The organism is Saccharopolyspora karakumensis (genome assembly GCF_004349225.1).
GTDB lineage: Bacteria > Actinomycetota > Actinomycetes > Mycobacteriales > Pseudonocardiaceae > Saccharopolyspora > Saccharopolyspora endophytica.
Genome location: NZ_SMLA01000008.1, coordinates 53024 through 76483, shown reverse-complemented (window position 1 = coordinate 76483; position 23460 = coordinate 53024). Strand labels below are relative to the sequence as shown.

Annotated in this window: 22 protein-coding genes; 3 read left to right on the top strand and 19 right to left on the bottom strand. The window is 67.8% G+C overall.

The annotated features are described in order from the left end of the window. Positions 1-45: 45 nt before the first annotated feature. Positions 46-1143 (top strand): M20 family metallopeptidase, encoded by a 1098-nt coding sequence (locus E1202_RS08095; protein WP_132681942.1) that lies wholly within the window; start codon positions 46-48, stop codon positions 1141-1143. A gap of 372 nt (positions 1144-1515) precedes the next feature. Here E1202_RS08095 and E1202_RS08090 read toward each other — a convergent pair whose 3' ends face one another. Both E1202_RS08090 and E1202_RS08085 read right to left on the bottom strand, forming a co-directional pair. Beyond that, entirely contained in the window at positions 1516-1839 is a 324-nt protein-coding gene (locus E1202_RS08090) for an EthD family reductase (protein WP_132681941.1), read from the bottom strand. A 16-nt stretch (positions 1840-1855) separates the two neighbouring features. After that, positions 1856-3385 carry a class I adenylate-forming enzyme family protein gene (locus tag E1202_RS08085; RefSeq protein WP_132681940.1) on the bottom strand — a complete coding sequence of 510 codons (1530 nt, stop codon included), beginning with the start codon at positions 3383-3385 and terminating at the stop codon, positions 1856-1858. A 144-nt stretch (positions 3386-3529) separates the two neighbouring features. Between E1202_RS08085 and E1202_RS08080 the strand changes: the two genes are divergently transcribed. Both E1202_RS08080 and E1202_RS08075 read left to right on the top strand, forming a co-directional pair. After that, a complete protein-coding gene (locus tag E1202_RS08080; RefSeq protein WP_132681939.1) occupies positions 3530-5092 on the top strand; it encodes an acyl-CoA carboxylase subunit beta in 1563 nt (520 codons plus the stop codon). 27 nt (positions 5093-5119) lie between these two features. After that, the gene (locus E1202_RS08075; RefSeq protein WP_132681938.1) at positions 5120-6238 is read left to right on the top strand and encodes an alkene reductase; all 1119 of its coding nucleotides are present in this window, start codon (positions 5120-5122) and stop codon (positions 6236-6238) included. A 63-nt stretch (positions 6239-6301) separates the two neighbouring features. Here E1202_RS08075 and E1202_RS08070 read toward each other — a convergent pair whose 3' ends face one another. The 17 genes from E1202_RS08070 to E1202_RS07990 all read right to left on the bottom strand — a co-directional run bounded on the left by E1202_RS08070 (position 6302) and on the right by E1202_RS07990 (position 23093). Continuing rightward, positions 6302-6919, bottom strand: a complete 618-nt coding sequence (locus E1202_RS08070) for a TetR/AcrR family transcriptional regulator (RefSeq protein ID WP_132681937.1) — start codon at positions 6917-6919, stop codon at positions 6302-6304. A gap of 108 nt (positions 6920-7027) precedes the next feature. Then, positions 7028-7762 (bottom strand): SDR family NAD(P)-dependent oxidoreductase, encoded by a 735-nt coding sequence (locus E1202_RS08065; protein WP_132681936.1) that lies wholly within the window; start codon positions 7760-7762, stop codon positions 7028-7030. Then, positions 7762-8235 (bottom strand): MaoC/PaaZ C-terminal domain-containing protein, encoded by a 474-nt coding sequence (locus tag E1202_RS08060; protein WP_132681935.1) that lies wholly within the window; start codon positions 8233-8235, stop codon positions 7762-7764. Before E1202_RS08060 ends, E1202_RS08065 begins: the two co-directional genes overlap by 1 nt. Next, a complete protein-coding gene (locus E1202_RS08055; protein WP_132681934.1) occupies positions 8232-8696 on the bottom strand; it encodes a MaoC family dehydratase in 465 nt (154 codons plus the stop codon). Before E1202_RS08055 ends, E1202_RS08060 begins: the two co-directional genes overlap by 4 nt. A gap of 2 nt (positions 8697-8698) precedes the next feature. Then, complete coding sequence (locus E1202_RS08050) at positions 8699-9580, bottom strand: HpcH/HpaI aldolase/citrate lyase family protein (RefSeq protein WP_132681933.1); 882 nt, start codon at positions 9578-9580, stop codon at positions 8699-8701. Further along, on the bottom strand, positions 9580-10329 hold the full coding sequence (locus E1202_RS08045) for an SDR family NAD(P)-dependent oxidoreductase (RefSeq protein ID WP_132681932.1): 750 nt from the start codon (positions 10327-10329) through the stop codon (positions 9580-9582). The genes E1202_RS08050 and E1202_RS08045 overlap by 1 nt, the downstream gene beginning before the upstream one ends. Further along, positions 10326-12137 (bottom strand): acetyl/propionyl/methylcrotonyl-CoA carboxylase subunit alpha, encoded by a 1812-nt coding sequence (locus E1202_RS08040; RefSeq protein WP_132681931.1) that lies wholly within the window; start codon positions 12135-12137, stop codon positions 10326-10328. Before E1202_RS08040 ends, E1202_RS08045 begins: the two co-directional genes overlap by 4 nt. Positions 12138-12311: 174 nt before the next feature. Further along, positions 12312-13619, bottom strand: coding sequence for an MFS transporter (locus tag E1202_RS08035; RefSeq protein ID WP_165943781.1), 1308 nt, complete (start codon positions 13617-13619; stop codon positions 12312-12314). 382 nt (positions 13620-14001) lie between these two features. Beyond that, a complete protein-coding gene (locus E1202_RS08030; RefSeq protein ID WP_132681929.1) occupies positions 14002-14859 on the bottom strand; it encodes a fumarylacetoacetate hydrolase family protein in 858 nt (285 codons plus the stop codon). A 19-nt stretch (positions 14860-14878) separates the two neighbouring features. Further along, positions 14879-16093 (bottom strand): acyl-CoA dehydrogenase family protein, encoded by a 1215-nt coding sequence (locus E1202_RS08025; protein WP_207918507.1) that lies wholly within the window; start codon positions 16091-16093, stop codon positions 14879-14881. A gap of 66 nt (positions 16094-16159) precedes the next feature. Beyond that, on the bottom strand, positions 16160-16585 hold the full coding sequence (locus E1202_RS08020) for a cupin domain-containing protein (protein ID WP_132681928.1): 426 nt from the start codon (positions 16583-16585) through the stop codon (positions 16160-16162). A 780-nt stretch (positions 16586-17365) separates the two neighbouring features. After that, complete coding sequence (locus E1202_RS08015; protein WP_132681927.1) at positions 17366-18487, bottom strand: PucR family transcriptional regulator; 1122 nt, start codon at positions 18485-18487, stop codon at positions 17366-17368. Positions 18488-18575: 88 nt separating this feature from the next. Further along, entirely contained in the window at positions 18576-19376 is an 801-nt protein-coding gene (locus E1202_RS08010; protein ID WP_165943780.1) for an enoyl-CoA hydratase/isomerase family protein, read from the bottom strand. Further along, complete coding sequence (locus tag E1202_RS08005; protein WP_132681925.1) at positions 19373-20704, bottom strand: MFS transporter; 1332 nt, start codon at positions 20702-20704, stop codon at positions 19373-19375. Before E1202_RS08005 ends, E1202_RS08010 begins: the two co-directional genes overlap by 4 nt. A gap of 40 nt (positions 20705-20744) precedes the next feature. Further along, the gene (locus tag E1202_RS08000; protein ID WP_132681924.1) at positions 20745-21938 is read right to left on the bottom strand and encodes a CaiB/BaiF CoA transferase family protein; all 1194 of its coding nucleotides are present in this window, start codon (positions 21936-21938) and stop codon (positions 20745-20747) included. Then, a complete protein-coding gene (locus E1202_RS07995; RefSeq protein WP_132681923.1) occupies positions 21935-22285 on the bottom strand; it encodes a carboxymuconolactone decarboxylase family protein in 351 nt (116 codons plus the stop codon). The genes E1202_RS08000 and E1202_RS07995 overlap by 4 nt, the downstream gene beginning before the upstream one ends. Before the next feature lie 31 nt (positions 22286-22316). Beyond that, entirely contained in the window at positions 22317-23093 is a 777-nt protein-coding gene (locus E1202_RS07990) for an enoyl-CoA hydratase/isomerase family protein (RefSeq protein ID WP_132681922.1), read from the bottom strand. Positions 23094-23460 lie beyond the last annotated feature (367 nt).

Here is a 23460-nt window from a genome sequence, read left to right as displayed (position 1 = left end):
CTCCATCGACATCCAGGCATTCCGCGCAGAGCAGTGGAGGAAACCGTGCAGGACACCGTCGCCCTGGCTCAGCGACTCGTGCAGATCGATACTCGTGCGGGCAACGAGAAACCAGCGGCCGAGCTCATCGCCGACCTGCTCAGCCGAGCCGGGTTCGACGTGCGCGTCGAGGAACCGGTCGCCGGCCGGGCCAACGTCATCGCCCGATGCGGCACGGGGACGCCCATCACGCTCACCGGCCACCTCGACACCGTGCCCGCCGATCCCGAAGACTGGTCCTTCGACCCGTTCAGCGGGGCGATCGACAACGGGCGACTTCTCGGCCGAGGCAGCAGCGACATGAAGGCGGGCGTGGCTTGCCTCGTGAACGCCGCGATTCGACACGCCACCGAACACCCGCACGGTACGGCACTGCAACTCGTCTTCACCTTCGGCGAAGAGACGGGCTGCGACGGGGCCAGGACGATCGATCGCGCGGCACTGTCCCCCAGCCCGCTGCTGATCGTCGCCGAGCCGACGGCCAACCGAGTTGTGCTCGGCCACAAAGGCACCCTGTGGCTACGCCTGACCGCACGAGGGACCGCGGCGCACGGCTCACGCCCCGACCTCGGCGACAACGCGGTCGCCGCGCTGGCGACGGCGGCAATGCGCATCCACGATCAGGGGGACTGGCCGATCAGCCCCACGCACGGGCCCGCAACGGTCAACGTCGGCACGTTCCACGCTGGAAGCCAACCCAACCTCGTCCCCGACCGCGCGGAAATGCAGCTCGACGTACGAACAGTGCCGGAGTTCAACTCGCACAACGCTCTCACAGCCATCAGCGAGCTCGCCGGCCCGGACATCACGATCGAATCCGTCCTCGACCTTCCCGGTGTCGGTACGAACGGCGACTACGAGGTGGTACGACCGATCGTGAACATGCTGGACGCGAATCCAACCGCATGGCAACCCGATTACGCCACCTACTTCACCGACGCGTCCGTGCTCGCCGACCGCCTCGGCGAGCCAACCGTGATCCTCTACGGACCGGGCGAACCGGAACAGGCGCATACCGTCGACGAATCCTGCCCCGTCACGGCCATCACCGACGCCACCCTCGCCATCGGCCGCCTTCTGGAGAGCAACGACTTCCGCCCCTGAAACAACCACAACACCCCAGCACCAAGCGCATCAGGTCCAGCCGAGTGAGATGACCGCGCGAGCTCGGCACGAAGGCCGGTGGCCGTGGCAGCGACGAGATCGTTGGATTCAGGCATGGCCGACGAATCATTCAGTCATCGCCGTGTGACAACCCGATTTCCAACACCTGATAGTCCACCAGGCAGCCGATTACTGGTTCAGTCCAGGTCACGGGGGATTTCAACCAGCCGGGCTCACAACCGGGCTCGACGAGCCTCACGGGGCCGTCCGAACAGAGCTCGACCGCAGCAACGATCACGGACTGTCCGGCCTCCCGCAGTTAGGTGGACCGGGTGCCGCGGGCCACACTGATGCCTCCTGCGGCGCTCGGAGCTAAAGGGACCACGGCTCGACGGTGGTTTCGGTCGCGATGAACCAGTCGATCGCGTCGAGGAAGTGTTTCTCGTGCTCGTTCAGCGGTTCGGCCTGCGGGGAGGCGAAGGCGGTGCGCACGTCGTCGACGGTGTCGAAGTACAGCTCGGCCATGCCGTCGTAGGGCCAGGACTTGCGGTGCTCGATGGCCGGGTTCTGCCGGTAGGCGCGCAGACCCGGTAGCTGCCACACGAGCGCGGGATGTTCCTGCTGCCAGTAGGTGAGGAAGTCTTCCCGCGACAGTCCCGGCAGCGCCTTCAGCATCGCGACGATCTTGACCGACATCGATGAGTCCTTTCCGCTACCAGCCGACGAGCTGGCGCAGGTTGCTCTTGACGATCTTTCCGCTGGGGTTGACCGGCATGGAGCCAGGTTCGAGGAACGCGAAGCGCTTCGGGATCTTGTACCCGGCGAGAGAAAGCCGCAGGTGCTCGCGAAGATCGCTCTCGGTCGCGCTCTGCCCTGGACGCAGTGCCACCACAGCACGGACCTCTTCGTCCCACTCGGTGCTCGAGACGCCCAGCACGCCGCACTCCATCACGGCGGGGTGGCTGTAGAGGACCTGCTCGATCTCCGAGGCGTAGACGTTCTCCCCGCCCGACTTGATCAGGTCCTTCGCGCGGTCGCGGAAGTAGAAGTAGCCCTGCTCGTCCCGAGTCACCAAATCACCGGTGTGCAGCCATCCCTCACGCAGGGCCTCGGCGGTCGCCTCGGGATTGTTGTAGTAGCCGAGCATCACCGCCGGGCCGCGCACGGCGATCTCGCCGAGTTCACCGGGTCCGAGCGGATCGCCCGTGACCACGTCGACGACACGGGCCTCGACCATGGAGTACTCCTGGCCGATGGAGCCATCGAGCTCGGGCCGCATGATGTCGCGGTCGAGCAGCCGGGTCACCATCGGCCCGCCCTCGGTCAGCCCGTACCGGAAGTGCATCCGCACCCGCGGGGTCAACTCACGCACGGCTCGCTTGTCGGGCATCCGAAGCAAACCGCCTCCACTGTGGAGCTGGCGGAGGTGCTTCTGGAATCCCGGTGTTTCGAAGATGCCGGCCTGCAGGAGGCGGCGCACCATGTTCGGGATCATGAAGGAGGTGGTGATGCGCTCCCGCCCGACCAGCTCGCCGATCTGCTGCTCGTCGAAGCGGTGCAGCATCACGTTGGTGCCGCCGCTCATGTAGTGCGGGGCGAACACGCACAGCAGCGCGGCCGAGTGGAACATCGGCGTCACGTTGAGCGCGACGTTCTCCGTTGCGCTGGCCATTCCCACGTCGAGCCGCTCGTTGATCGAGTTCACGATCCCGGAACGGTGGGCCAGCACGACGCCCTTGGAGAACCCGGTAGTCCCTCCGGTGAACAACACGCACATCGGGTCCTCGGGCCCGACCCCGGGATCGACGGCTTGCCCCGACGTGGCCGCGAGCGCCTCGAACTCGTCGCCCTGCCGGAAGACGCTGAGCGAGGGATCGAGATCGCCGGTCGACCGCGCGGCGTCCAGCGCGTCGTCGAACTGCGACTCGACCAGGACGGTGCGGGCGTCGGTGGAGGCGATGCCCTGAACCAGCTCGGCGGTGGCCCAGCGCCAGTTGTACATCACGGCCACAGCGCCGGCGGCGATGACGCCGAGGAACGCCTCCACGCAGAAGATCGAGTTCCCGGCCAGGATTCCGACGTGGTCACCGCGCCGGACACCGGAGGCTCGCAGACCGCGGGCGATTCCCTCAACCCGCGCACTGAGCACGCGATGGGTCAGCCGGCCGGTGTCGTCGACCAGCGCGTCCCGGTCGGGGTGCCTGCGGGCGTTGAGGCGCACACAGTCGGCAAGGGTCCACATCGTTGTCTCCTCCGCACACTCCGAACTTGCCCAAGAGCCTAAGAAACGAATGCACGTTTGTCTAGCTCGACTTCTTGTCTTCGCAGCAAGTCGCGGTAACATACGGTCGCTCGTTCGTTTTTAGTTGCGTACCCAGGAGTGCTGATGACCGACATCCAGGACAGCCCAGCGACCAGCGCCGAGGACGTGCACGGCGAACTCGGACGCCGGCTGGAGCAGGCCCGGCTCGGAGGTTCGGAGAAGAACCGCGCGAAGGTCCTCGACTCCGGCAAGATGCTCGTCCGGCAACGCCTGGAGCTGCTGTTCGACGAGGGTTGGTCGTTCGAGGACGGCCTGCTCGCGCGCTACGACGAAGGGCTGCCCGGCGACGCGGTGGTGACCTGCATCGGCAAGGTCGACGGGCGCGAAGTCGCCGTGATCGCCAACGACTTCACCGTCAAGGCCGGCACCTGGGGCAAGAGGACGTTCGAGAAGATCACCCGCACGCAGGAGATCGCCGACGAGACCGGCATTCCACTGGTGTACTTGTTCGACTCCGCCGGCGCCCGAATCGACGAGCAGTTCGAGAGCTACGCCGGTCGCCGTGCCTGGGGAAACATCTTCTACAACCAGGTGCAGATCTCCGGGCGCGTCCCGCAGGTGTGCGCGCTGTTCGGCCCCTCGCCCGCCGGATCGGCCTACGTCCCGGCGTTGTGCGACTTCACGATCATGGTCCGCGGCCATGCCACGGCCTACCTCGGATCTCCCCGCCTGGCGGAGATGGTCACCGGCGAGAAGGTGACCCTTGAGGAGATGGGCGGCGCCGAGATGCACTGCCGCACCTCCGGTCTCGGCGACTGCCTCGTGGAGGACGACGCCGAGGCCATCGCGGCGATCCGCGTCTGGCTGTCGTTCCTGCCGGCGAACTGGGAGGAGAAGCCGCCGGTGGCCCCTGCCGCCGCGCCCGCGTCAGCTCGAACCGTCCAGGAGGTCGTGCCGGAGCGCGAATCCGAGGTCTACGACGTGCACGAGCTCATCGACGCCCTCGTCGACGAGGACTCGTACCTGCCTTACAAGGACCTCTTCGCTCCCGAACTGGTCACCGGCTACGCGCGGATCGAGGGCCACAGCGTCGGCCTGATCGCCAACCAGCCCATCCAGCGCGGCGGCGTGCTGTTCCCGGATTCCTCCGACAAGGCCGCCCGGTTCATCTGGACCTGCAACGCCTACAACATCCCGATCATCTTCCTCGTGGACATCCCGGGCTACATGATCGGCTCGGAGGTGGAGAAGCAGGGCATCATCCGCCACGGCGCAAAGATGCTCTTCGCCGTCGCCGAGAGCCGGGTGCCGCGCATCGCCGTACTCGTGCGCAAGGCCTACGGCGGCGGGTACCTCGCGATGTCCGGCGCGCCGATGAAGCCCGACGCCGTCATCGCGCTGCCCACCGCCAAGCCCGCGCTGATGGGTCCGGACGCCGCTGTCAACGGCATCCACTACAACCGCATCCAGGCCATCGAGGACCCCGAGGAGCGCAAGCGCTTCGTGGCCGAGAAGCAGGCCGAGTACGCCGAGGGCATCGACGTGTTCAAGATCGCCAACGAGAACGCCGTCGAGGCCGTCGTCCCGGCGAACGAGCTGCGCGGGGAGCTGCACCGCCGCCTGTCGGTCTACCGGCGCCGCGCCACCCCGCCCGCCGCGCGCCGCCAGGCCGTCACCCCCGTCTGAGTCCGGAGAACGAGGAGGAGCACGCACATGGCCTTCAGCTCACTGTTCGAACCCGTTGATCTCGGAAGCTTGAAACTGCGCAACCGGTTCGTGATGGCACCGATGACGCGAAGCCGGGCGAGCCGGGACGGCATCCTGCCGGAATCGGCGCCGACCTACTACGCCCAGCGCGCCACAGCCGGGCTGATCGTCTCCGAAGGGGTCTGCGTCTCCCCCGTCGCGGTCGGCAACCCCAAGGTGCCGGGGATCTGGACCAACGACCAGATGGCGTCCTGGGCGAAGGTCGCATCAGCGGTGCACGGGGCCGGGGGCACGATCGTCGCCCAGCTCTGGCACACCGGACGCGCCTCGCACCCCTCCCTGCAACCCGGCGGCCAGGCGCAAGTCGGCCCGTCCGCGATCGGAATCGACGGGTCCACCTACGCCCGGGACGGGCGGGCGCCGCACGTGACACCGCGGGCTCTGGAGACCCTGGAGATCCCGGTCATCGTCGCGCAGTACCAGCGCGCGGCGCACAACGCGATCGCAGCCGGGCTGGACGGGGTGGAGATCCACGCGGCCAACGGCTATCTCATCGACCAGTTCCTCCAGGACAACGCCAACACCCGCACCGACGCCTACGGCGGGACCATCGAGAACCGCGCCCGGTTCCTCGCCGAGGTCATCGCCGAGGTCAGCGCCGAGATCGGCGCTGACCGGGTGGGCGTTCGCATCTCCCCGGCCAGCACCTTCCAGGGTATGGCCGACTCCGACCCGGCCGCGCTGTTCGGCCACGTTCTCGCCGTGCTCGACGAGGCCGCTGTGGCCTACCTGCACATCGTCGAGCCCGGCATCGATGGTTCGGAGAGCCTCGCCGGCGCTCATGACGTGGCTCGCAACGGACTCGGTTCGGCCTGGGCACGGGAACGCTACACGGGCAAGATCGTGGCCGCGGGCGGCTACCAGGCCGCTTCAGCGGAGGCCGCGGTGCTCAGCGGGCACGTCGATGCGGTGGCGTTCGGTCGCCCCTACATCGCCAATCCCGATCTGCCGGAGCGCGTCGCCGGCGGGACACCGCTGACCGAGTCCGACCGCGCCACGTACTACGGCGGGGGCGACGCCGGCTACATCGACTACCCCGCGTCGCAAGGGACCGTCAGCGGTTGATGCACCGACGATGAACGGGGTGACCGGGTTCAGCCCGGTCACCCCGTTCATCGTCGGTGCGCTTCAGCTGCCGGTGGCGGCAACGGCCGCGGAGGGCACTCCGACCTGGCGCAGGATCAGCTCGGTGTAGGTCTGGACGATCGCCTCGAGAGACATTCCACCGCGCGGCTTGTACCAGGACGCCACGTGGGTACCCATCGCGACGATCGCGTAGGTCTGCAGCCGCGCGTCGACGACCTCGGCCTTGCCCTGGGCGGAGAGTTCCTCGATGACACCGCGGATGAGCTTCTCGTACTGGTCGCGCTTGCCGACCACCCGCCTGTGTTCCTTGGCGGGGAGCGCGCGCAGCTCGGAGTTGCCGATGAAGACCTCGCGGGCGCGCTGGGCGTGGAACCGGATGTGGGTGTCCACGCAGGCGCGCAGGGCCGCGACCGGGTCGTCCTCGTGCTCGCGCAGCACGCTGCGAAGGGCGGCGAGCAGGTCGTCCATGATGCCGATCATGATCGAGCTGAGCAGCTCGTCCTTGCCGCTGATGTGGTTGTACAGGCTGCCGACGCGGATCCCGACCTTGGCCGCCACCTCGCGCAGCGAGGTCGCTTCGTAGCCGTGTTCGTAGAAGAGCTCGATCGCCGCCTCACGGATGGCGTCAGGCGTGCGAACGCCGTTCGTGGGGCGCGGCATGCGGTGCTCCGATCCGTAGTGGGAGGCCGAAGGGCCTCGCCGGGTGTTCCCACCCCATTCTAACCGATGGCGAACAAGCAGCCGTTCGTTAACCCGCGCGTGTCGTGCTCAGGAGATCGACGTGCCCCCGTCGACCGGCAGGACGTGGCCGGTGACCCACTCGTCGTCGATGAAGCGGGTGATCCACCTGGCCACCTCGGCGGGCTCCCCGGTGCGGCCCAGCGGGATAGTGGAGGCGCGCTGAGCGAGGAACGCCTCCGTGGCCGCGGGGTCCATGCCCGCCGTGGCGAACAGAGGGGTGTTGGTCGGGCCCGGAGCGACGGCGTTCACCCGGACCCCGTGGGGTGCCAGTTCGAGGGCCCAGCAGCGGGTGAGCTGAGCGACGGCCGCCTTCGACGCCGCGTAGTGGGCGTTGGAGACCGACGCCTTCAACGCCACCGTGCTGGAGAGGTTGACCACCGCGCCGCGGGTCTCGATCAGATCCGGCAGCAACGCCTGCGTCACCAAGGTCGTTCCGGTGACGTTGATGTCGAACAGCCGTCGCACGTCGGTGGCCCCAACGTCAGCCAGCGAGCCGAGCACGAAGATGCCGGCGGAGTTCACCAGGAAATCCACCCGGCCCCACGTCCCGCGCACCTCCTGCGCTGCTGCGGCGACCTGGGCCGGGTCCGTGACGTCGACGACCGCCGTGAGCGTGGCTTCGCGACCGGACAGCCACTCCAGGCCGTCGCCGCTGATGTCCCAGCCTGCCACGTGGGCACCGCGTTCCAGCAGCAGCTCCGCGGTTGCCCGGCCCAACCCGGATCCGGCACCCGTCACGACGCCGACCAGCTCGGACGTCATCACTCACCGCCTTCGGGACGGCGGCGGACCATGAAGCTGCTGGAGAACGTCATCACCGTCTCACCGCGCTGGTTGACGGTCCGGTAGGCGAGCGTCCAGATTCCGCGATCCGGTTTGCTCGTCGAGCGGGCCGCGGCGACCTCGGCTTCCGGGTGGACGGTGTCGCCGATGAGCACCGGCGCCGTGGCCCGGACCTCGTCGAGACCGAGCCAGGCCTGCACGTTGCCGAAGATGCCCGTCTGAGTGAACAGCCCCAGCGACAACGACAGCGACAGCGGGCCGTGGGCGATCCGGCCCGCGAAACCCGCTTCTCGGGCGTGGTTCTCGTCCAGGTGCAGCGAAACCCAGTCCCCGGTCAGGCCCGCCCACTGGACCAGGTGCGAGTCCGTTACCGTCACACCCGGGCCGCGCAGCGCATCGCCAACCGCGAGGTCCTCCCAGAACACGCGTCCCTGCCCGGTCACCGCGCTCATGCGCTCACCTCAGCGGGACGTCGCTTCATCAGCGCAGCGCGGCGCAGGCGGCAGACCAGCTCGTCGCGCTGGTTGAGCGCGCGGTGCTCGAGCTTCACGATGCCGGTGTCCGGACGGCTCTTGGACTCGCGCACTTCCAGCACTTCGCTCTCGACGCGGAGCGTGTCACCGATCAGCACCGGTTTCGGGAACTGCACGTCCTCGAAGCCCAGGTTGCCCGCCGTGGTACCCAGCGTCAGGTCGTTGACGTGGATGCCGGTGACCAGGCCGAGGGTGAACACCGAGTTCACGATCCGGGTGCCGAACATCGAGCCCTTGGCGAACTCCTCGTCGAGGTGCAGCGGTTGCGGGTTCATCGTCATCGTCGTGAACAGCAGGTTGTCGGTCTCGGTGACCGTGCGGGTCACGGCGTGCCGGTGGACCTCGCCGACCACGAACTCCTCGAAGTACAGGCCTGCCATGATCATTCCTCCTCGTTGTTCCCGGCCACGGCTAGGACCGATCGGGCGCGCTGGGCGTGGGCGAGGTCGATGTGCTCGCCCTCGAACATCACCGCTCCCTGACCGTCGCCGGCTCCGGCCTCGTAGGCCGTGACGAGGCGCCGCAACCGGTCGAGTTCGGCCGCATCGGGGGTGTAGGTCTCGTTAACCGGTCCGACGTGCGATGGGTGGATGACGACCTGCCCGCCGAAGCCGAGGTCGCGGTTGGCCCGCGCGAACGCGCGCAGGCCGTCGAGGTCGCGGAGCTCCTGCCAGAGTCCGAGCACGATGTGCTCCAATCCTGCCGAGCGGGCCGCCAGCACGACCTTGCTGCGCAGGTACAGGGTTTCCAGGCCGCCGGGGCTCCAGGTGAATCCGACCTCGCGGGAGATGTCGGTGTCCTTCGCGGCGGCGGCCATCAGGCTGACCACCCGGGGCGCCGAAGCGATCTCGTCCACATTGGTCAAAGACCGCGCCGTCTCCAGCGACGGGATCAAGCCCACCGTGCCGCGCGGCAGCCCGCGTTCGATCTCGGCTGCGGTGACCAGGGCGTCGTAGGCGAGGACGTCGTCGCGCCCGTAGACCTTGGGCAGCAGCAAGGCCGTGAGACCGGGGCGGACGACGGCCGCGACGTCCTTGCCGAAGAGGTCCGTCTCGAGCGGGTTGACCCGGACCACCAGGTCCGTCGGGCCCCCGGCCAGGCGCTCGAGGGTCGCAGCGGTGGCCGCGCGCGCCTCGTCCTTCGCCCCGTGCGGAACGGCATCTTCGAGGTCCAGGATCAGCGCGTGCGCCCCGGCGCGAACGCCCTTGTCTGCCCAGTTGGGCTTGTGCCCCGGCACGAACAGCAGGGAGCGGTAGGGTTTCATCACGCCTCCTCGTCGGTGAAGCGGAAGACCGCGGTCGCGCCGCCGTCGACGACGAGTGTCTGACCGTTGATATTCGCGGCGTCCTCGGACAGCAGGAACGCGCACACCCCGGCGACCTCGTCAGCGCTGGAGATGTGCCGGGTGGGCGTCTTGCGGAGGAACGCCTCCATCGCAGCCGTGTTGAGCATCGGTGTGCGCATCGGTCCTGGGCAGACCGCGTTCACGGTCACTCCCTTGCCCCAGAAGTCGAGCACCAGCGCCCGGGTGAGGTTGACCACCGCGCCCTTGGAGGTGGCGTAGGCGGTGAACTCGTAGCCGTTCATCCCGGCAATCGAACCGATGTTGACCACCCGGCCCGCACCGGTGGCGGCCAGATCACCGGCGAACTCCCGAGTCACGGTGTAGGCACCGGTCACGTTGACGTCGAGCACCTTGCGGAAAGTCGCGGTGTCGGTGGTGTCGAGCTGGCCGCGGAACATGATGCCGGCCACGTTGATCACGTGTTGGGGCAGCATGTCTCGGGTGACCAGGGTCTTGCGCAGCTCGTGCACGGACTCCTCGTCGGTGATGTCGACGCCGAACCCGACGGCATTCCCACCGCTCTCGACGATGGCCTGCGCTGTCCGCTGCGCGGCGTCCTGGTCGAGGTCGAGGCAGACCGCGGAACGCCCCTGGGACGCGAGCCGACGCGCGATCGCCGACCCCAAACCGCCTGCGGCTCCGGTGATCAGTGCTGTTCCGGCGCTCATGCGGGCACCACCACGGCCAGCCGCGCACCTGCGGTGACCACGTCGCCCACAGCCGCACCGATCTCCCCGACCTTCCCATCCACAGTGGACCGCACGGGGTTCTCCATCTTCATCGCCTCCACCACGAACAGGATCTGGCCGGCGGTCACCGCGTCGCCGTCGGCGACCTTGACCGCGATGACCGTGCCCTGCATCGGGCTGCTCACCGCACCCGAGCCGCCGGCGCCGGGGTCTCCTGAGGACTTGCGCTTGGTTCCGTTCCCCCGCGAGCGGCGTGCGGCCGGTTCCGCAGGCGCTGCGGCGCCTGCGCCGGTGAAGAAGGGGATGACGTAGCGGCGACCGCCGACCCAGACCTCGTCCCGACCGCCTTCGTCACCGTCGGCGTCGTCCGGTTCCTCGGTTCCGACCGCAGTTGCGGTGGGGAACTCGACCGCGTTCTCCAGCCAGCGGGTGGTGAACGCGACGCCGGCGAAGTCGGGGTGGGCCAGCACGGCCTCGGCCGCAGGGATCGTGGTCGGCACGCCGTCGACGACCAGCTCGTCCAGCGCGGCCAGGGTGCGCCGGATCGCAGTGTCGCGGTCCGGGCCCCACACGACGAGCTTGCCGATCATGCTGTCGTAGTGCGGCGCGACCTCGTCGCCGCTCTCGTACCCGGAGTCGAACCGCACTCCGGGGCGCATCGGCACCTGCAGGGCGTGGATCGGGCCCGAGCTGGGCACGAACAGGCCACCCGCCGGGTCTTCGGCGTTGATGCGGCATTCGATCGCGTGTCCGCGAGGGGCCGGCCCCGAGGTGGGCACACTCAGCGGCTCACCGGCCGCGACCCGCAACTGCTCGGCGATCAGGTCCATTCCGAGCACGGCCTCGGTGACGGGGTGCTCGACCTGGATGCGGGTGTTCATCTCCAGGAAGTAGAACCGGCCGTCCTCGACGAGGTACTCGACCGTGCCCGCACCGACGTAGCCGACCGCTTTCGCCAGCCGCACGGCGGCCTCACCCATCTCCGCCCGCAACTCCTCCTGCAGCCCTGGCGCCGGGGACTCCTCGACCAGCTTCTGGTGGCGTCGCTGCACCGAGCAATCGCGGTCGCCCAGCCACACGGCGTTGCCGTGAGCGTCGGCGAAGATCTGGACCTCGACGTGGCGTGCCGCCGACAGGTAGCGCTCCAGGTAGACCTCGGAGTTGCCGAAGGCGGCTCCGGCCTCGCGACGGGCCGCGACCAAGGCGTCCTCGGCCTCGTCCGGCCCGGCGACGGTGCGCATCCCCCGTCCACCTCCACCGAAGGAAGCCTTCACCGCCACCGGGTAACCGTGCTCGGTTCCGAAGGCGCGGACCTCGTCAGCGCTGGTGACCGGCTCGGTCGTGCCCGGAACCTGCGGGACACCGGCCTGCGCGGCGACCCGGCGCGCAGCGACCTTCTCCCCCATCACCTCGATGGCGTCGCCGCTCGGGCCGATGAACACCAGCCCGGCGTCGGTGACCGCGCGAGCGAACTCAGCGTTCTCGGCGAGGAACCCGTAACCGGGGTGGATCGAGTCCGCACCGCTGTCCTGCGCCGCGCGGACGATCCTGGTGATGTCGAGGTAGTTCTCGGTCGCAGCGGTTCCGGGGAGTGCGACCGATTCGTCTGCGAGACGCACGTGCAGCGCCTTCTCGTCGGCGTCGGAGTGTACGGCGACGCTGGCGATGCCGTGCTCGGCCAGCGTGCCGATTATCCGGACCGCGATCTCTCCGCGGTTTGCGACGAGCACCTTCGACAGAGCCCCAGCAGCTCCTCGTCCTGCCTGCTCTCGCGGCACCTGGCCCATCGATCTCTCCCTCATTAACGAACGTGCGCTCGTTTTTTAATCTAGACTTGCACCCGATGTCCGGTCAAGAAATGCAGGTCACAGCACCCACATAGGCGAACGACTGTTCGCGAAGCAGAGCGGGCACCGGGAACAGCGACCGTTGGAGGACGCCGCTCCCGGCATCACGGGCGATCAAAGGTCCTCGTGCAGCGCCCTCTTGTAGTGCTCCGGCAGGAGAACCGTCGCGGTGATCGACACCAGCACGAGCCCTACGCCGATCGCCGAGAGCGCGAGCGTCCCGTTGCTCGTGTTTTGGAAGATCCACGCGGCCACGAACGGAATGGGCGCACCGAAAATGAGCCCGGCGAAGGTCATGCCCAGCGCGGACCCGGTGTAGCGCATGCTCGTCGGCAGCGCCTCGGAGAAGAAGGCCGCCTGGGTGCCCGCGGTGATCTGGATACCGCACAGCGCCAGCGCCACCACGGCGACGCTCGCCGCGAAGTTCATGCTGTTCATGATCGGGAACATGGTTCCGGCCGCAAGGCCCTGCATCGTCAAACCGACGATGAACATCTTCTTGCGCCCCACGCGGTCGCTGAACCTGCCACCGTAGATCGCGGCGGGCACCGAGATGAGGTTCGCCATGACCAGCAGCGAGAAGGTCACGGAGTTGGCGTAGCCCAGCTCCTTGGTCATGTAGTTCACGGCATAGGTCACGCAGATCCAGAACAGACCGGTCGACGCGCCCCAGGACAGAACCAGCTTGAGCACCGTTCCCGGACGGCGCCGCAGCACGGCGAGCGCCCGCTCCTGCGGAACCCCGGAAACTTCGGCTCGCTGCTGACTCTCCTTGAACGCGATCGTCTCCTCGATGCGCCGACGGATGAACATGCCCACGCCGAGCAGCACCACACCCATCAGGAAGGGCACTCGCCAGCCCCACGAGGCGAATGCCTCCTCGGACAGACCCGCGGCGAGCCCCGCGAGCACGACCGAAGCCATCGTCTGCGCGAGAGGCGAACCGATGGCGAGGATTCCGCCCATCATTCCCCGTCGGTCGTCCGGCGCGTGCTCGACCACGAGGATCTGCGCGCCGCTGGCCTCGCCTCCGAGGGCGAAGCCCTGCAGGAAACGCAATGCCACCAACAGCGTCGGCGCCAGGATCCCGGCGACGGCGTAGGTGGGCAGCAGTCCGATGAAGACCGAGGCCAGACCCATGAGCACGAGCGTGAACATGAGGACGTTGCGTCGGCCGATCCTGTCTCCGAGAACACCGAAGACGATGCCGCCCAGCGGCCGGGCCAGCATGCCGGCACCGAAGGTGGCGAAGGAGGCCAGCACGGCGGTGTTGTCGTCGAAGCTCGGGAAGAACAGACTCGGGAACAGGGTGGCCGACAGCGTCCCGTAGACGGCGAAGTCGAACCACTCCATGGCGGTTCCGAAGGTTCCACTGGCCACGGCTCGTCGCGCGGCCCGCTCGTCCGCGGGTGCTCTGGTCACAGGATGAGTCGCCTGTCTTGTGGATTCGGTGAATTCAGACATGGGAAGTCTTTTCTGCTCGGACTGGGGTGGCCGACCGCAGCGGAGGCCAAAGTTCACATGGAAACGAACAATCATCCGTTCGTTACTTTGCGAAACGACGTCTCACCGATTCGCAACGGTTCGCTCAGGAGTGGGATGAGCGAGGAGGCCGGGGACTCCAGCCGCTCGCCCTTTCAGAGCGAAGACGGGTGGCGCTGTCCGAGGAAGAACTCGATCTCCAGGAGCGGTCGGTCTGCTCCCAGCTCGGCAACGCTGACGAGCGGGCTGTCCATATACACCTCCTATGAACGTGCGTACGTTTTTCTCACTCGACACGTCAGGCCCTGCGAGGCCGGCGTCCTCAGTCCTCGTCGAGGATCGTGTTCCGCAGTACGCCGACCCCGGACACCTCCACCTCGCAGACATCACCGGGTTTCATCCACAGCGGGGGCTCTCGGCGGGCACCGATTCCGCCGGGTGTTCCGGTGGCGATGACGTCTCCCGGTCGCAGCTCGGTCCAGGACGAGCAGTAGGCGACGATCTCTGGGATTGAATAGGTCAGGTCCGACAGCGGCGCGCGCTGAACCTCTGCGCCGTTGAGACGGGTGGTCAGCTCCAGAGCCGCCAGATCGGCGATCTCGTCGAGCGTGACCAGCCACGGCCCCATCGAGCCGGTCGCCGGGAAGTTCTTGCCCGGGGTGAACTGATGGGTGTGCGACTGGAAGTCCCGGATCGACCCGTCGTTGAGGCAGGTGATCCCCGCGATGTGCTCCACTGCGTCCTCCGACGGGATGCGACGGCCTCCGTGACCGACGACGAGCGCGAGCTCGCCCTCGAAGTCGAAGCTCTCGCTCTCGGCCGGGCGGACGAGCGGCGCGCCGTGCCCGACGAAGGTGTCCGGGAACCGGGTGAAGATCACGGGGTACTCGGTTCGCTCCCGCCCGGTTTCGATGCGGTGCTTCTCGAAGTTCAGCCCCACGCACAGGACCTTCTGCGGGTCCGGCACCACCGGCAGGAGCTCGACGGAGTCGAGCGCAACTCGGTGCGCGGTGTTCGCCGCCGCGGTGACCGCGTTCCCGATGCCCTCGGTTCCAGCATCGCCGAGCGCGTGGGCCATGGTCGGCCAGCCCGGATTCGCGGCAGCCAGGTCGATGATCTCGCCATCGACGAGCGCACCCCACGACCGCCGGTCGGCACTTCGGTAGGACAGCAGCTTCATGGTCTCAACGACTCCGGGGTCAGTAGGATCGCGGCAGGCCGAGCCAGCGCTCGCCGACGAAGTTGCGCAGCATCTCGTTGGTCAGCGGCGCGAAGGTGTAGAGGCGGGCATCGCGGAAGTAGCGCTGCATGGGGTATTCGCGGCTGTAGCCCGCGCCGCCCATGACCCGCATCCCCGCATCGGTGATGTCGGTGGCCGCATCAGCAGCGGCGATCTTGGCCATCGCGGAGAAGGTGTCGAACTGCCCATCACCCGCACTGGCCGCATCGGCCGCTCTGGTGAGCAGGCCGCGAGCTGATTCCACCCGCACCGCCCCGTCGACCAGGCTGTGCTGCAGGGCTTGGAAGGCCCCGATGCTCCGACCGAACGCCTGCCGCTGCGAGGCGTAGGCGACCGCGCTGCGCAGCGCTCCGCGCGCGATGCCCAGCGCCACGGCGGCGGCGTTGAGCCGCTCACCGTTGAGAGTTCCGATCACCTGCCGGAACCCCGCTCCGACCTCGCCCAGGACGGTCGATTCGTCGAGCCGGACGTCGTCGAAGGTGACCTCGCAGGTGTCGAGGCCGTGGATACCGGCGGTGTCGAGCACGCGCACCGAGATTCCGTCGGCGTCCAGCGGCACCAGGAACATCGTGATGCCGTCGATCGCCGACCGAGCCCCCTCCGCCGTGCGGGCCAGCACGATCGCGTGCCCGGACGTCGCCGCGCCCGAGATCCACGTCTTCCGGCCGGAGAGCACCCACCCCGAACCGTCCTGGACGGCCTTCGTGCGCATGGCGCGGGCGATGTCGGTCCCGCCGTCCTCCTCCGAGAGCGCGAACGCGAGCCGCTCGCGGCCCTCCGCGAGCGGCGCGAGCACGCGCTTGCGCTGCTCGTCATCGCCGTAGTGGCTGAGCAGGCGCAGAGCCATGTACTGCACGACCAAGCAGACCGCCATCGAGGTGTGGCCGGCCCCGAGCTCCTCCAGCACGACGATCTCGTGCCGGGGGTCAGCGTCTTCGCCGGTCGCCGGGTCGGCACCCAGGCCGATGAGTCCGGCGGCACCGAGGTGGCCGTAGAACTCCTCGTCGAAGGCCTCCGACTCGTCGAGCCGGGTGACGCGCTCGTCCGGCGCGTGGTCGGCGAGGATCGACCGGATCAGTTCCCGGATCTCGGCCTGATCCGGTGAGTCCGTCCCGACCACGTCGACCTTCCATCCGGCGGGGCGGTCCTGCCCGCCTGCCATGCCGCTCTGCATGCTCGAGCCTTTCTGCCGCCTACCGCCGTCCGGCGTTCGGCGCCGATGTGTTCCGAAGGGGACTGGTCAGACGCGCCGATAGCCCTCAAGGGTGCTGTCGTCGACATCGTCGAGGTTAACCACGATGTTGTCCGGCGTCCGGCAGGTCAGCCAGACCAGCTCCTCGGTGGTGCTCATGTTGCCCTCGACGTGCGGCATGAACGGCGGGACGAAAACGAAGTCGCCCTCGGCCAGGTCCACGTGCTCGGAGTAGTTCGGGCCGAACCAGATCCGCCCCTTGCCCTTGAGAACGTAACCACCGGTCTCGGCTTCACCGTGGTGGTGCGGCAACGACCGGTACCCCGGCTCGTTGCTGACCTTGCCGTACCAGATCTTCGTTGCGGGGGTGTGCTGCGGACCGACACCCGAGATGCGCACCGCCCCGCCTGACTGCCCAGTACCGGCGTCCTCCTGGCCGCTCCGGGTCACAACGGGAACGTCGTCCTTGGCCATCGCTGCTCCTCCTCGTCGACTCGGACGCCCGAAGCGTAACGAACGTGCGATCGCTCGTCTACTATCATTTTTGACTAGACCAGCAGTTCAGAGTCCATTTAGACGAGCGCGTGTTCGTTTCTCGGCGACGATGCAAAACAAGATCCGCCCGAGCCGGGCATCCGCGGCGCGCTCTCACCACCACCCGCTGGGCCCGGAGCGGGGTCTATGGAGACCGATAGGACACCGCGAACTAGACCGCCGCGATGAAGCACTACCGGCTCGCCAGCGAGCACCACGCGCTTCCACCAGGACGCAACGGTTCCTGGCATTGGCCTCATGTGACGCTGAAATGATCGTGGTTACCAAATTGCCAAGAAGCGCGATATCGGTAAGTTCTTCTCGCCGACACCCGGGACACCCCACGGACCCCGCCCTCGGCAGTGAACACTTCGTGTTCACTGCAGCTCAAGACGCAGCCAGCCACGTCGCGTCACGGTGTCCCAGGTGGACTCGCTCCAGGACACACGGGACAGCAAGAGCCGATTGTCTCAACCAACTTCCGGAAGCATAAGCCGTGTCGTCAGTGCGCAACTCGCCCCACCGACACAGAATTACCCCACGTGTTTGATCTTTTGCCTGATCGCCGCGGCGCCGATTGCGCCTACCTGGCCGACGCCATCGCGCGACAGTTCTGCTGCCACAAACCGTCGCAATGACCCACCGACTCGACAACACTCGTGCTCGGACTCCGCTTCGTCGGGCCTGGTACGACCATCGGTGTGACATCGCCCAGGGCTCTCACTCCCCCGGCACCGCTAGCACCCCGAGTTCCCGGCTGAGTGCGGCCAGCTCCAACTCCGCGAGCGCCTGGGGGTCCCGCAGATCGACGCCGGTCGCCGACCGGATCGTCTCCAGTCGGTAGTAGACGGTGTTGGTGTGCACCGACAGCGCCTTCGCGGCACCGCTGACGTTGCCACCCTGCTCCATGAGTGCTCGACCGGTCTCCGTCCACTCGACGGCGTGCCGGGAGCTGAGGAGCGTCCGCACCCACTCGGGCAGGTCGGCCCACTCAAGCCGCGCCTGCATCGCCGCCACCTGCAGCACGCTCATCCGACCGAGGTTGTTAACCGGGTGCTGCTCGGTAGTCGCGTGCAGGGCCCGCTCGGCCTGGTCCCGGCCGACGGACAGATCCGACCGGGCGGGCAGTACCCGACTGATCCCCACGCGGAGGGGACTTCCCGCCGGTAGCGAGGACGTCACGAGGACCTCGCGGCCCTCGGGCACCGGCACGAGGGCGAGGAGCGAACCGGTGACCATCGTCCACGGAACGTCCGTACGCGTGACGAGGCGCAGCGTCTGCAGCAGCCGGCTGTAGTCGGCGACCAGCTCCGCGCTGGCATCCGGCCCGGCATCAGGGAGCCGACACAGCACGACGACTACCTCACGGTGCAGCACCCCGAGGTCGCGCAGCGTCTGCTCCGTCTCCTCCGGCGGAGCACCACGCACGAGCCGGTCGACCTTCGACCGCATGATCATCGCGGCGTGGACGCGTTCCTCCTGCGACGCCGCGAAGAAGGTGTCGGTGATCTGCTCGACGTAGTGGTCTGCGTAGGCGAGGTAGCGAGACCACAGCTCGATGCCGTCACCACCGGGCCCGAACTCCTCGCTGAACTCCTCGGTCAACCACCGCCACAGCTCGTGCCCGGCGACCCTCCAGGCACCGAGGATCGCGTTGGCCGGCAGACCTTGTCGCGCCCGCTCCCCTGCGATGTACAGCACCCGCCGTCCTTGCTCGTGCTCGTCCGTGCGCACCAGGTGGGCGAACTCGGTGATGACGTCCTCGATGGCCGATGCCAGCTCGTCGCCGTGGCCAAGCTCGCGCCACTGTCGGTAGACGGGGACTTGCTCCTCGACGGCCATGGCGATCTCTGAAGCGAGGCGCGGCGCGGTCTGCGCCAGCCGATCAGCGATCTTTATGGCGCCGGACGACCGAGGAGCAGGACCCACGTCACCGCCGTTTCACCGGGAGTTTGAGGAGCCTCTGAGCGTACTCGTCCATCACCGCGCGCGACTCGGTATCCAGCGTGGCGAGGACGAGGGAGCTGAGGTCGCTGCGCTGCCCGTCGAGCAGCTCCCGACCGGCCTCCTCCAGTCGGGCGACCGTCTCCCGGACGAGGAAGGCGGGACGCGCTGCGACCTTGCCCGCCACCTCGAGCACCGCCGCGGCGAGTTCCTCGCGCGGGACGACGCTCGTGACGAAGCCCCCTTCGCGCGCTTCCTTGGCGCCCATCCGCCGACCGGTGAGAACCAGGTCGGCGGTCCGGGTCATCCCGAGGTACCGCGCGACCAACGGCAGGCCGCCCATCGAGAAGGGGATGCCGAAATCCAGCTCCGGGATGGAGAAACGCGCGTCCTCGGAGACGATCCGCAGCTCGCACATCGCCGCGAGGACGAATCCCGCTCCGACACAGTGCCCGTGGACCTGGGCGACCTTGACGACCGGCATCGTGGCAAAGGCCTCGAGCGCCCGCTGGGTGCGGGCATGCCCGGCGACCTGCTCGGCGGCCGAGACCGCCTCCACAGCACCATCGGCAACCACCCCCGAAGCGTCCCCGACGTCCGCACCAGCGCAGAAGGCTCGACCGGCGCCGCGCACGACGACGGCGCGCACGTCGCCCCCTTCGCCCAGGGGCACCACCCGCTCCACGAGCTCGGTGGTCATCTCGTGGTTGATCGCGTTGAGCGCGTCAGGACGATTCAGCGTCACCAATGCGATCCGGTCGGCGATCTCGATGTCCAGGGCACTCATCGGGCAGCCTCCGTCGCAGTGGTCGGAGCGGCAGCGGCGCCCCATTCTCCCCCGACCACGGCGTCACGCAGGCGCACGTGCCGGGTCTCAGGAGTCTTGAGGACGACGGCGATGCCGAGCGCGCAGATCGCCATGACGTAGAAGGCCGGTGCCATCGACGAGCCTGTGCTCTCCACGAGCGAGGCAGCGATGAGCGGGGTGGTACCGCCGAAGATCGCGTAGCCGAGGCTGTAGGCGATGGCGTGCCCGGTGAAGCGCATCGCGGTCGGGAAGAGCTCGAGCATGACCACGAAGCCACCCGAGGCGAAGACCGCGACGCCAGCTGACATGATCAACTGTCCCGCGAGCGCGCCAGCGAAACTCCCGGTTGCGACGAGCCGCAACGCAGGCCACGCGAGCACGAACAGCCACAGCGCGCCAACCATCATCATCGGCTTGCGGCCGAACTTGTCGCAGAGTGCACCGAAGACCGGGAGCATGATGACGATGAGCAGCACAGCCAGTGAATTGGCCATGAGCGCGACTGTGTCATCCATTTGGATGACTTTGACGGTGTACGTGTACATGTAGCCGTTGATCAGGTAGGCACCGACCGCCTGGACGGCGACAAGCAGGATCACCATGACGGTGACGCCGATGACCGGCTTGGCCTTGGGTCCCGGCTCTTCGGAGACCTGCTTCTCAGCGGCGGCCTCGACGAACTCCTCCGGGTCGTCCAGCCGGCGCCGGATCCACAGGCCGATGACTGCGAGCACCCCGCCGAGCACGAAGGGGAGGCGCCACGCCCAGTCCGTGTAGCCCTGGTCGCCGAAGGCGGTGCGCAGCCCGAGGATGAAGAAGCCGCCGAGGACGACGGGCAGGAACGAGGAGGCCACCCCGATGCTGACCCAGCGGGCCCGGCGGTCATCCGGCGCGGACTCGATGATGTAGCTCAGCCCGCCGCTCGTTTCCCCGCCGGCCGAGAAGCCCTGCGCGAGGCGGCACACGAGCAGCAGCGCGGGAGCGGCCAGCCCGATCGAGGCATAGGTCGGCAGTAGGCCGGTCGCGAGGGTCGCTGCGCCCATCAGCAGGATCGTGGCGGCGAGGATCGTGATCCGGCCGATGCGGTCACCGAGGTAACCGAAGAAGATCCCGCCGAGGGGGCGGATGAAGAAGGCGATGGCGTAGATCGCGAAGGTCCCGAGCAGGGCAGCGGTCGGGTTCGACTCCGGGAAGAAGTGCAGCGCGAGAATCGGCGCACTCAGCCCGTAGATGAGGAAGTCATACCACTCGACGAAGGTGCCGACGACGCCGCCAATGAGGCGACGTCTGGCGGTGGCGTGGTCCATAAGAGCTCCTGGGTGACGTCATTGTCCGGAGGCAGGGTCATCACGAAGGGAGGTGGGCGCGCTCGGAGAAGAGCTGGCCGAGGATCTCGTCGGTGTGCTGGCCGGCGGTGGAGAAGCCCTCAGCGTGCGGGGTGGCCCGCGGCTCGATGCGAACGGGATTGCCGGCCAGGGTGATCGAGCCGCTGGTGCCGACGGAGTGGGTGGCGAGCATGTCCCGGGTGCGGGCCTGATCGTCGGTGAGCAGGTCGGCCGGGCGCTGCAGGGGCGCGGCTGGGACACCGGCGTTGGCGAGCCGGGTTGCTGCATCCTTGGCCGGGGTGGCCGCGAGCCATGCGGACATCGGGGGCTCGATAATGTCGTGGAAGTGCTCGGCGCGGCCGCTACCGGTGCGCAGCCGCTCGTCCTGCCACAGCTCCTCGAAGCCGGTCACCTCGCAGAACTGGCGCCACGCCCCGTCGGTCGCGACGCAGATGCAGAGCCACCCGCCTTTGGCCTCGAAGAGGCCGTACGGGGCAAACCACGGATGCACGGTCGCTCCCAGCTCCACCTCGATACCGGCGCCGGATTGGCAGGCGATGCTCCACTCGTTCGCCGAGAGCATCGAGTCATACATCGCGATGTCGACGCGGGACCCGCGGCCGGTCCTCGCCTTGCGCAGCAGGGACATGACGATGCCATTGACGGCGTGCAGGCTCGCCATCGAGTCGCCAAAGGGAAGTCCGGCGGCCTTAGCGGGCTGATCGCCTTCGGGCAGGCGCCCGACGACCCCTGCCATGGCCTCCGCCACGAGGTTGAAGGCGGGCCAGTCACGGGCCGGGCTCGGACTGTGACCGAAACCGGTGATCGTCGCGTAGGTGAGGCCAGGGTTGATCCTCTGCAGTTCTCCCCATCCGAGTCCCCATGCCTCGAAGGCCCCGGGGCGAAAGTTCTCGAGGAGGACATCCGCGCTCGCGATGAGGCGCTCGAGTGCGGAGCGGTGCTCGGCACTGCGCGGGTCGAGCACGACTGACTTCTTCCCACGGTTCAGCCGGAGGAAATAAGTGCTGTGAAGGTTCTCTTTTTCGTCCTGCATCATCGGCGGAAGACTGCGCGAGATCTCACCTCCTTCGGGCTCGACCTTGATCACCTCTGCACCGGCATCGGCTAGGAGCATCCCTGCGTAGGGACCGGACACGTAGCGGGAGAAGTCGAGGACCCGCACGCCGTCCAGTGGGGGGAACATCGGATCGGTCATGCTTGGTGCCCCTGAGCCGTGTGCTGCTGGAAAAGCTTCATCGTCAGGGCTGCGTGGGCTCCCGCTCCGCCGGCCCGTAGGGCGGCAGCGATGAGTGTTGCCTCAGCGATCTCCTCCCGGGTGGCCCCGGCGTCAACGGCGGCCTTGACGTGCACGTCCAGGCAGTAGACGCACTGGGTCACGTGCGCGCACGCAACCGCGATGAGTTCACGTTCCTTCTGCGGGATCGCGCCGTCCTTGCGTCCAACCATGCCGTCGAACTTGACCCAGGCGGCGAACTCGGCCGGTGCGGACTCCTTGAGCTGGCTGAGGTAGGAGAGGTCGTCGTGGCTGTGGTACCCGGTCATGTTGTTCCTTCTGCGAGTTGGTTGCGGGTTGTCAGAGAACATCTGGGTAATGTGGCGGGCGGCGCTCGAAGAACGACGCAATGCCCTCCCTGAGGTCTCCGTGCGGGATGAGTTCGAGCCACAGCTCACGCTCGAGGCGCAGAGCTGTGGTCAAGTCGCGGGCCAGACCCTCGTCAACGCTCCTCTTGACATTGCGAACGGCCCGGGGGCTGTTGACGGCGATCTGCTCACCGAGCTCCATCGCGCGCTGCAATGGACAAGCTCCTTCGACGAGGAACTCGACGAGCCCGATGCTGTGGGCTTCGGCGCCCGTGACCGGCTGCGCGGAGAACATCATGGCCTTCGCTCGACCCGGGCCAACGAGCCGCGCCAATCGCTGCGTGCCACCCGCGCCAGCAAGCAGGCCCCAGCGTGTCTCGGGCTGGCCCAGGCGGGCCTCTACCGAGGCGACCCGTACGTCACAGGCAAGAGCCAGCTCGAGTCCGCCGCCCAGAGCGGTGCCCTGGATCGCGGCGATGACAGGCATGGGCAGTGTGGCCACCCGCTCCATGAGTGCGCACACGGAATTCAGGAACACCGCAGCCGATTCGAGTTCGGTGACCTGCTGGAACCGGTCGAAATCACCCCCCGCGCTGAAGTGATTTCCAGCTCCGGTGATGACAACGGAGCGATGAGGTCCGGTTTCGATACGGTCCAGCACCACGTTGAAATCAGTGACGAGCTCGTCGCTCCACGAGTTGACCGGCGGGTTGTTCAGCTCCACGACAGTCGTCGTGTCGTGATCCTGCGTCGTGACTCGTTCCACCACGGCTGCTCCCGGTCATCGTCGACTGGCCCCATCATTTCCGGGCGCGTGACCGCGGTCACTGGGTCGAGCTCAAGACTCCGACGGTGGTCATTGGGCTACAGCACAGTCCCGAGGACGGTTGGCGCACAGCCCAGCCGGATTGGGGCGATCCTGCGCTCCGGCACATTGAGTCGTTTGGTCGGGTGATCAAGCTTCGGGTCCGTCCTGCCCTCGACAGGACGGACCCGAAGGGGAACCCAATGATCCGCCCGGCTGACGCACGCATCCTTCCTGCTCTATCGAGCGCCAGGGCCGAATGCGATCGCGACAGGGTCATCCAGAGATTGGTGACGGCGAGCACACATACGGTGAGCTGTGGGAGCGATCA

Excerpts from the sequence above, each read along its gene's own strand:
- E1202_RS08090 (WP_132681941.1), bottom strand. The coding sequence starts at position 1,839 with ATGTCGGTCAAGATCGTCGCGATGCTGAAGGCGCTGCCGGGACTGTCG.
- E1202_RS08085 (WP_132681940.1), bottom strand. The coding sequence starts at position 3,385 with ATGTGGACCCTTGCCGACTGTGTGCGCCTCAACGCCCGCAGGCACCCC.
- E1202_RS08080 (WP_132681939.1), top strand. The coding sequence starts at position 3,530 with ATGACCGACATCCAGGACAGCCCAGCGACCAGCGCCGAGGACGTGCAC.
- E1202_RS08075 (WP_132681938.1), top strand. The coding sequence starts at position 5,120 with ATGGCCTTCAGCTCACTGTTCGAACCCGTTGATCTCGGAAGCTTGAAA.
- E1202_RS08070 (WP_132681937.1), bottom strand. The coding sequence starts at position 6,919 with ATGCCGCGCCCCACGAACGGCGTTCGCACGCCTGACGCCATCCGTGAG.
- E1202_RS08065 (WP_132681936.1), bottom strand. The coding sequence starts at position 7,762 with ATGACGTCCGAGCTGGTCGGCGTCGTGACGGGTGCCGGATCCGGGTTG.
- E1202_RS08060 (WP_132681935.1), bottom strand. The coding sequence starts at position 8,235 with ATGAGCGCGGTGACCGGGCAGGGACGCGTGTTCTGGGAGGACCTCGCG.
- E1202_RS08055 (WP_132681934.1), bottom strand. The coding sequence starts at position 8,696 with ATGGCAGGCCTGTACTTCGAGGAGTTCGTGGTCGGCGAGGTCCACCGG.
- E1202_RS08050 (WP_132681933.1), bottom strand. The coding sequence starts at position 9,580 with ATGAAACCCTACCGCTCCCTGCTGTTCGTGCCGGGGCACAAGCCCAAC.
- E1202_RS08045 (WP_132681932.1), bottom strand. The coding sequence starts at position 10,329 with ATGAGCGCCGGAACAGCACTGATCACCGGAGCCGCAGGCGGTTTGGGG.
- E1202_RS08040 (WP_132681931.1), bottom strand. The coding sequence starts at position 12,137 with ATGGGCCAGGTGCCGCGAGAGCAGGCAGGACGAGGAGCTGCTGGGGCT.
- E1202_RS08030 (WP_132681929.1), bottom strand. The coding sequence starts at position 14,859 with ATGAAGCTGCTGTCCTACCGAAGTGCCGACCGGCGGTCGTGGGGTGCG.
- E1202_RS08025 (WP_207918507.1), bottom strand. The coding sequence starts at position 16,093 with ATGCAGAGCGGCATGGCAGGCGGGCAGGACCGCCCCGCCGGATGGAAG.
- E1202_RS08020 (WP_132681928.1), bottom strand. The coding sequence starts at position 16,585 with ATGGCCAAGGACGACGTTCCCGTTGTGACCCGGAGCGGCCAGGAGGAC.
- E1202_RS08015 (WP_132681927.1), bottom strand. The coding sequence starts at position 18,487 with ATGGCCGTCGAGGAGCAAGTCCCCGTCTACCGACAGTGGCGCGAGCTT.
- E1202_RS08010 (WP_165943780.1), bottom strand. The coding sequence starts at position 19,376 with ATGAGTGCCCTGGACATCGAGATCGCCGACCGGATCGCATTGGTGACG.
- E1202_RS08005 (WP_132681925.1), bottom strand. The coding sequence starts at position 20,704 with ATGGACCACGCCACCGCCAGACGTCGCCTCATTGGCGGCGTCGTCGGC.
- E1202_RS08000 (WP_132681924.1), bottom strand. The coding sequence starts at position 21,938 with ATGACCGATCCGATGTTCCCCCCACTGGACGGCGTGCGGGTCCTCGAC.
- E1202_RS07995 (WP_132681923.1), bottom strand. The coding sequence starts at position 22,285 with ATGACCGGGTACCACAGCCACGACGACCTCTCCTACCTCAGCCAGCTC.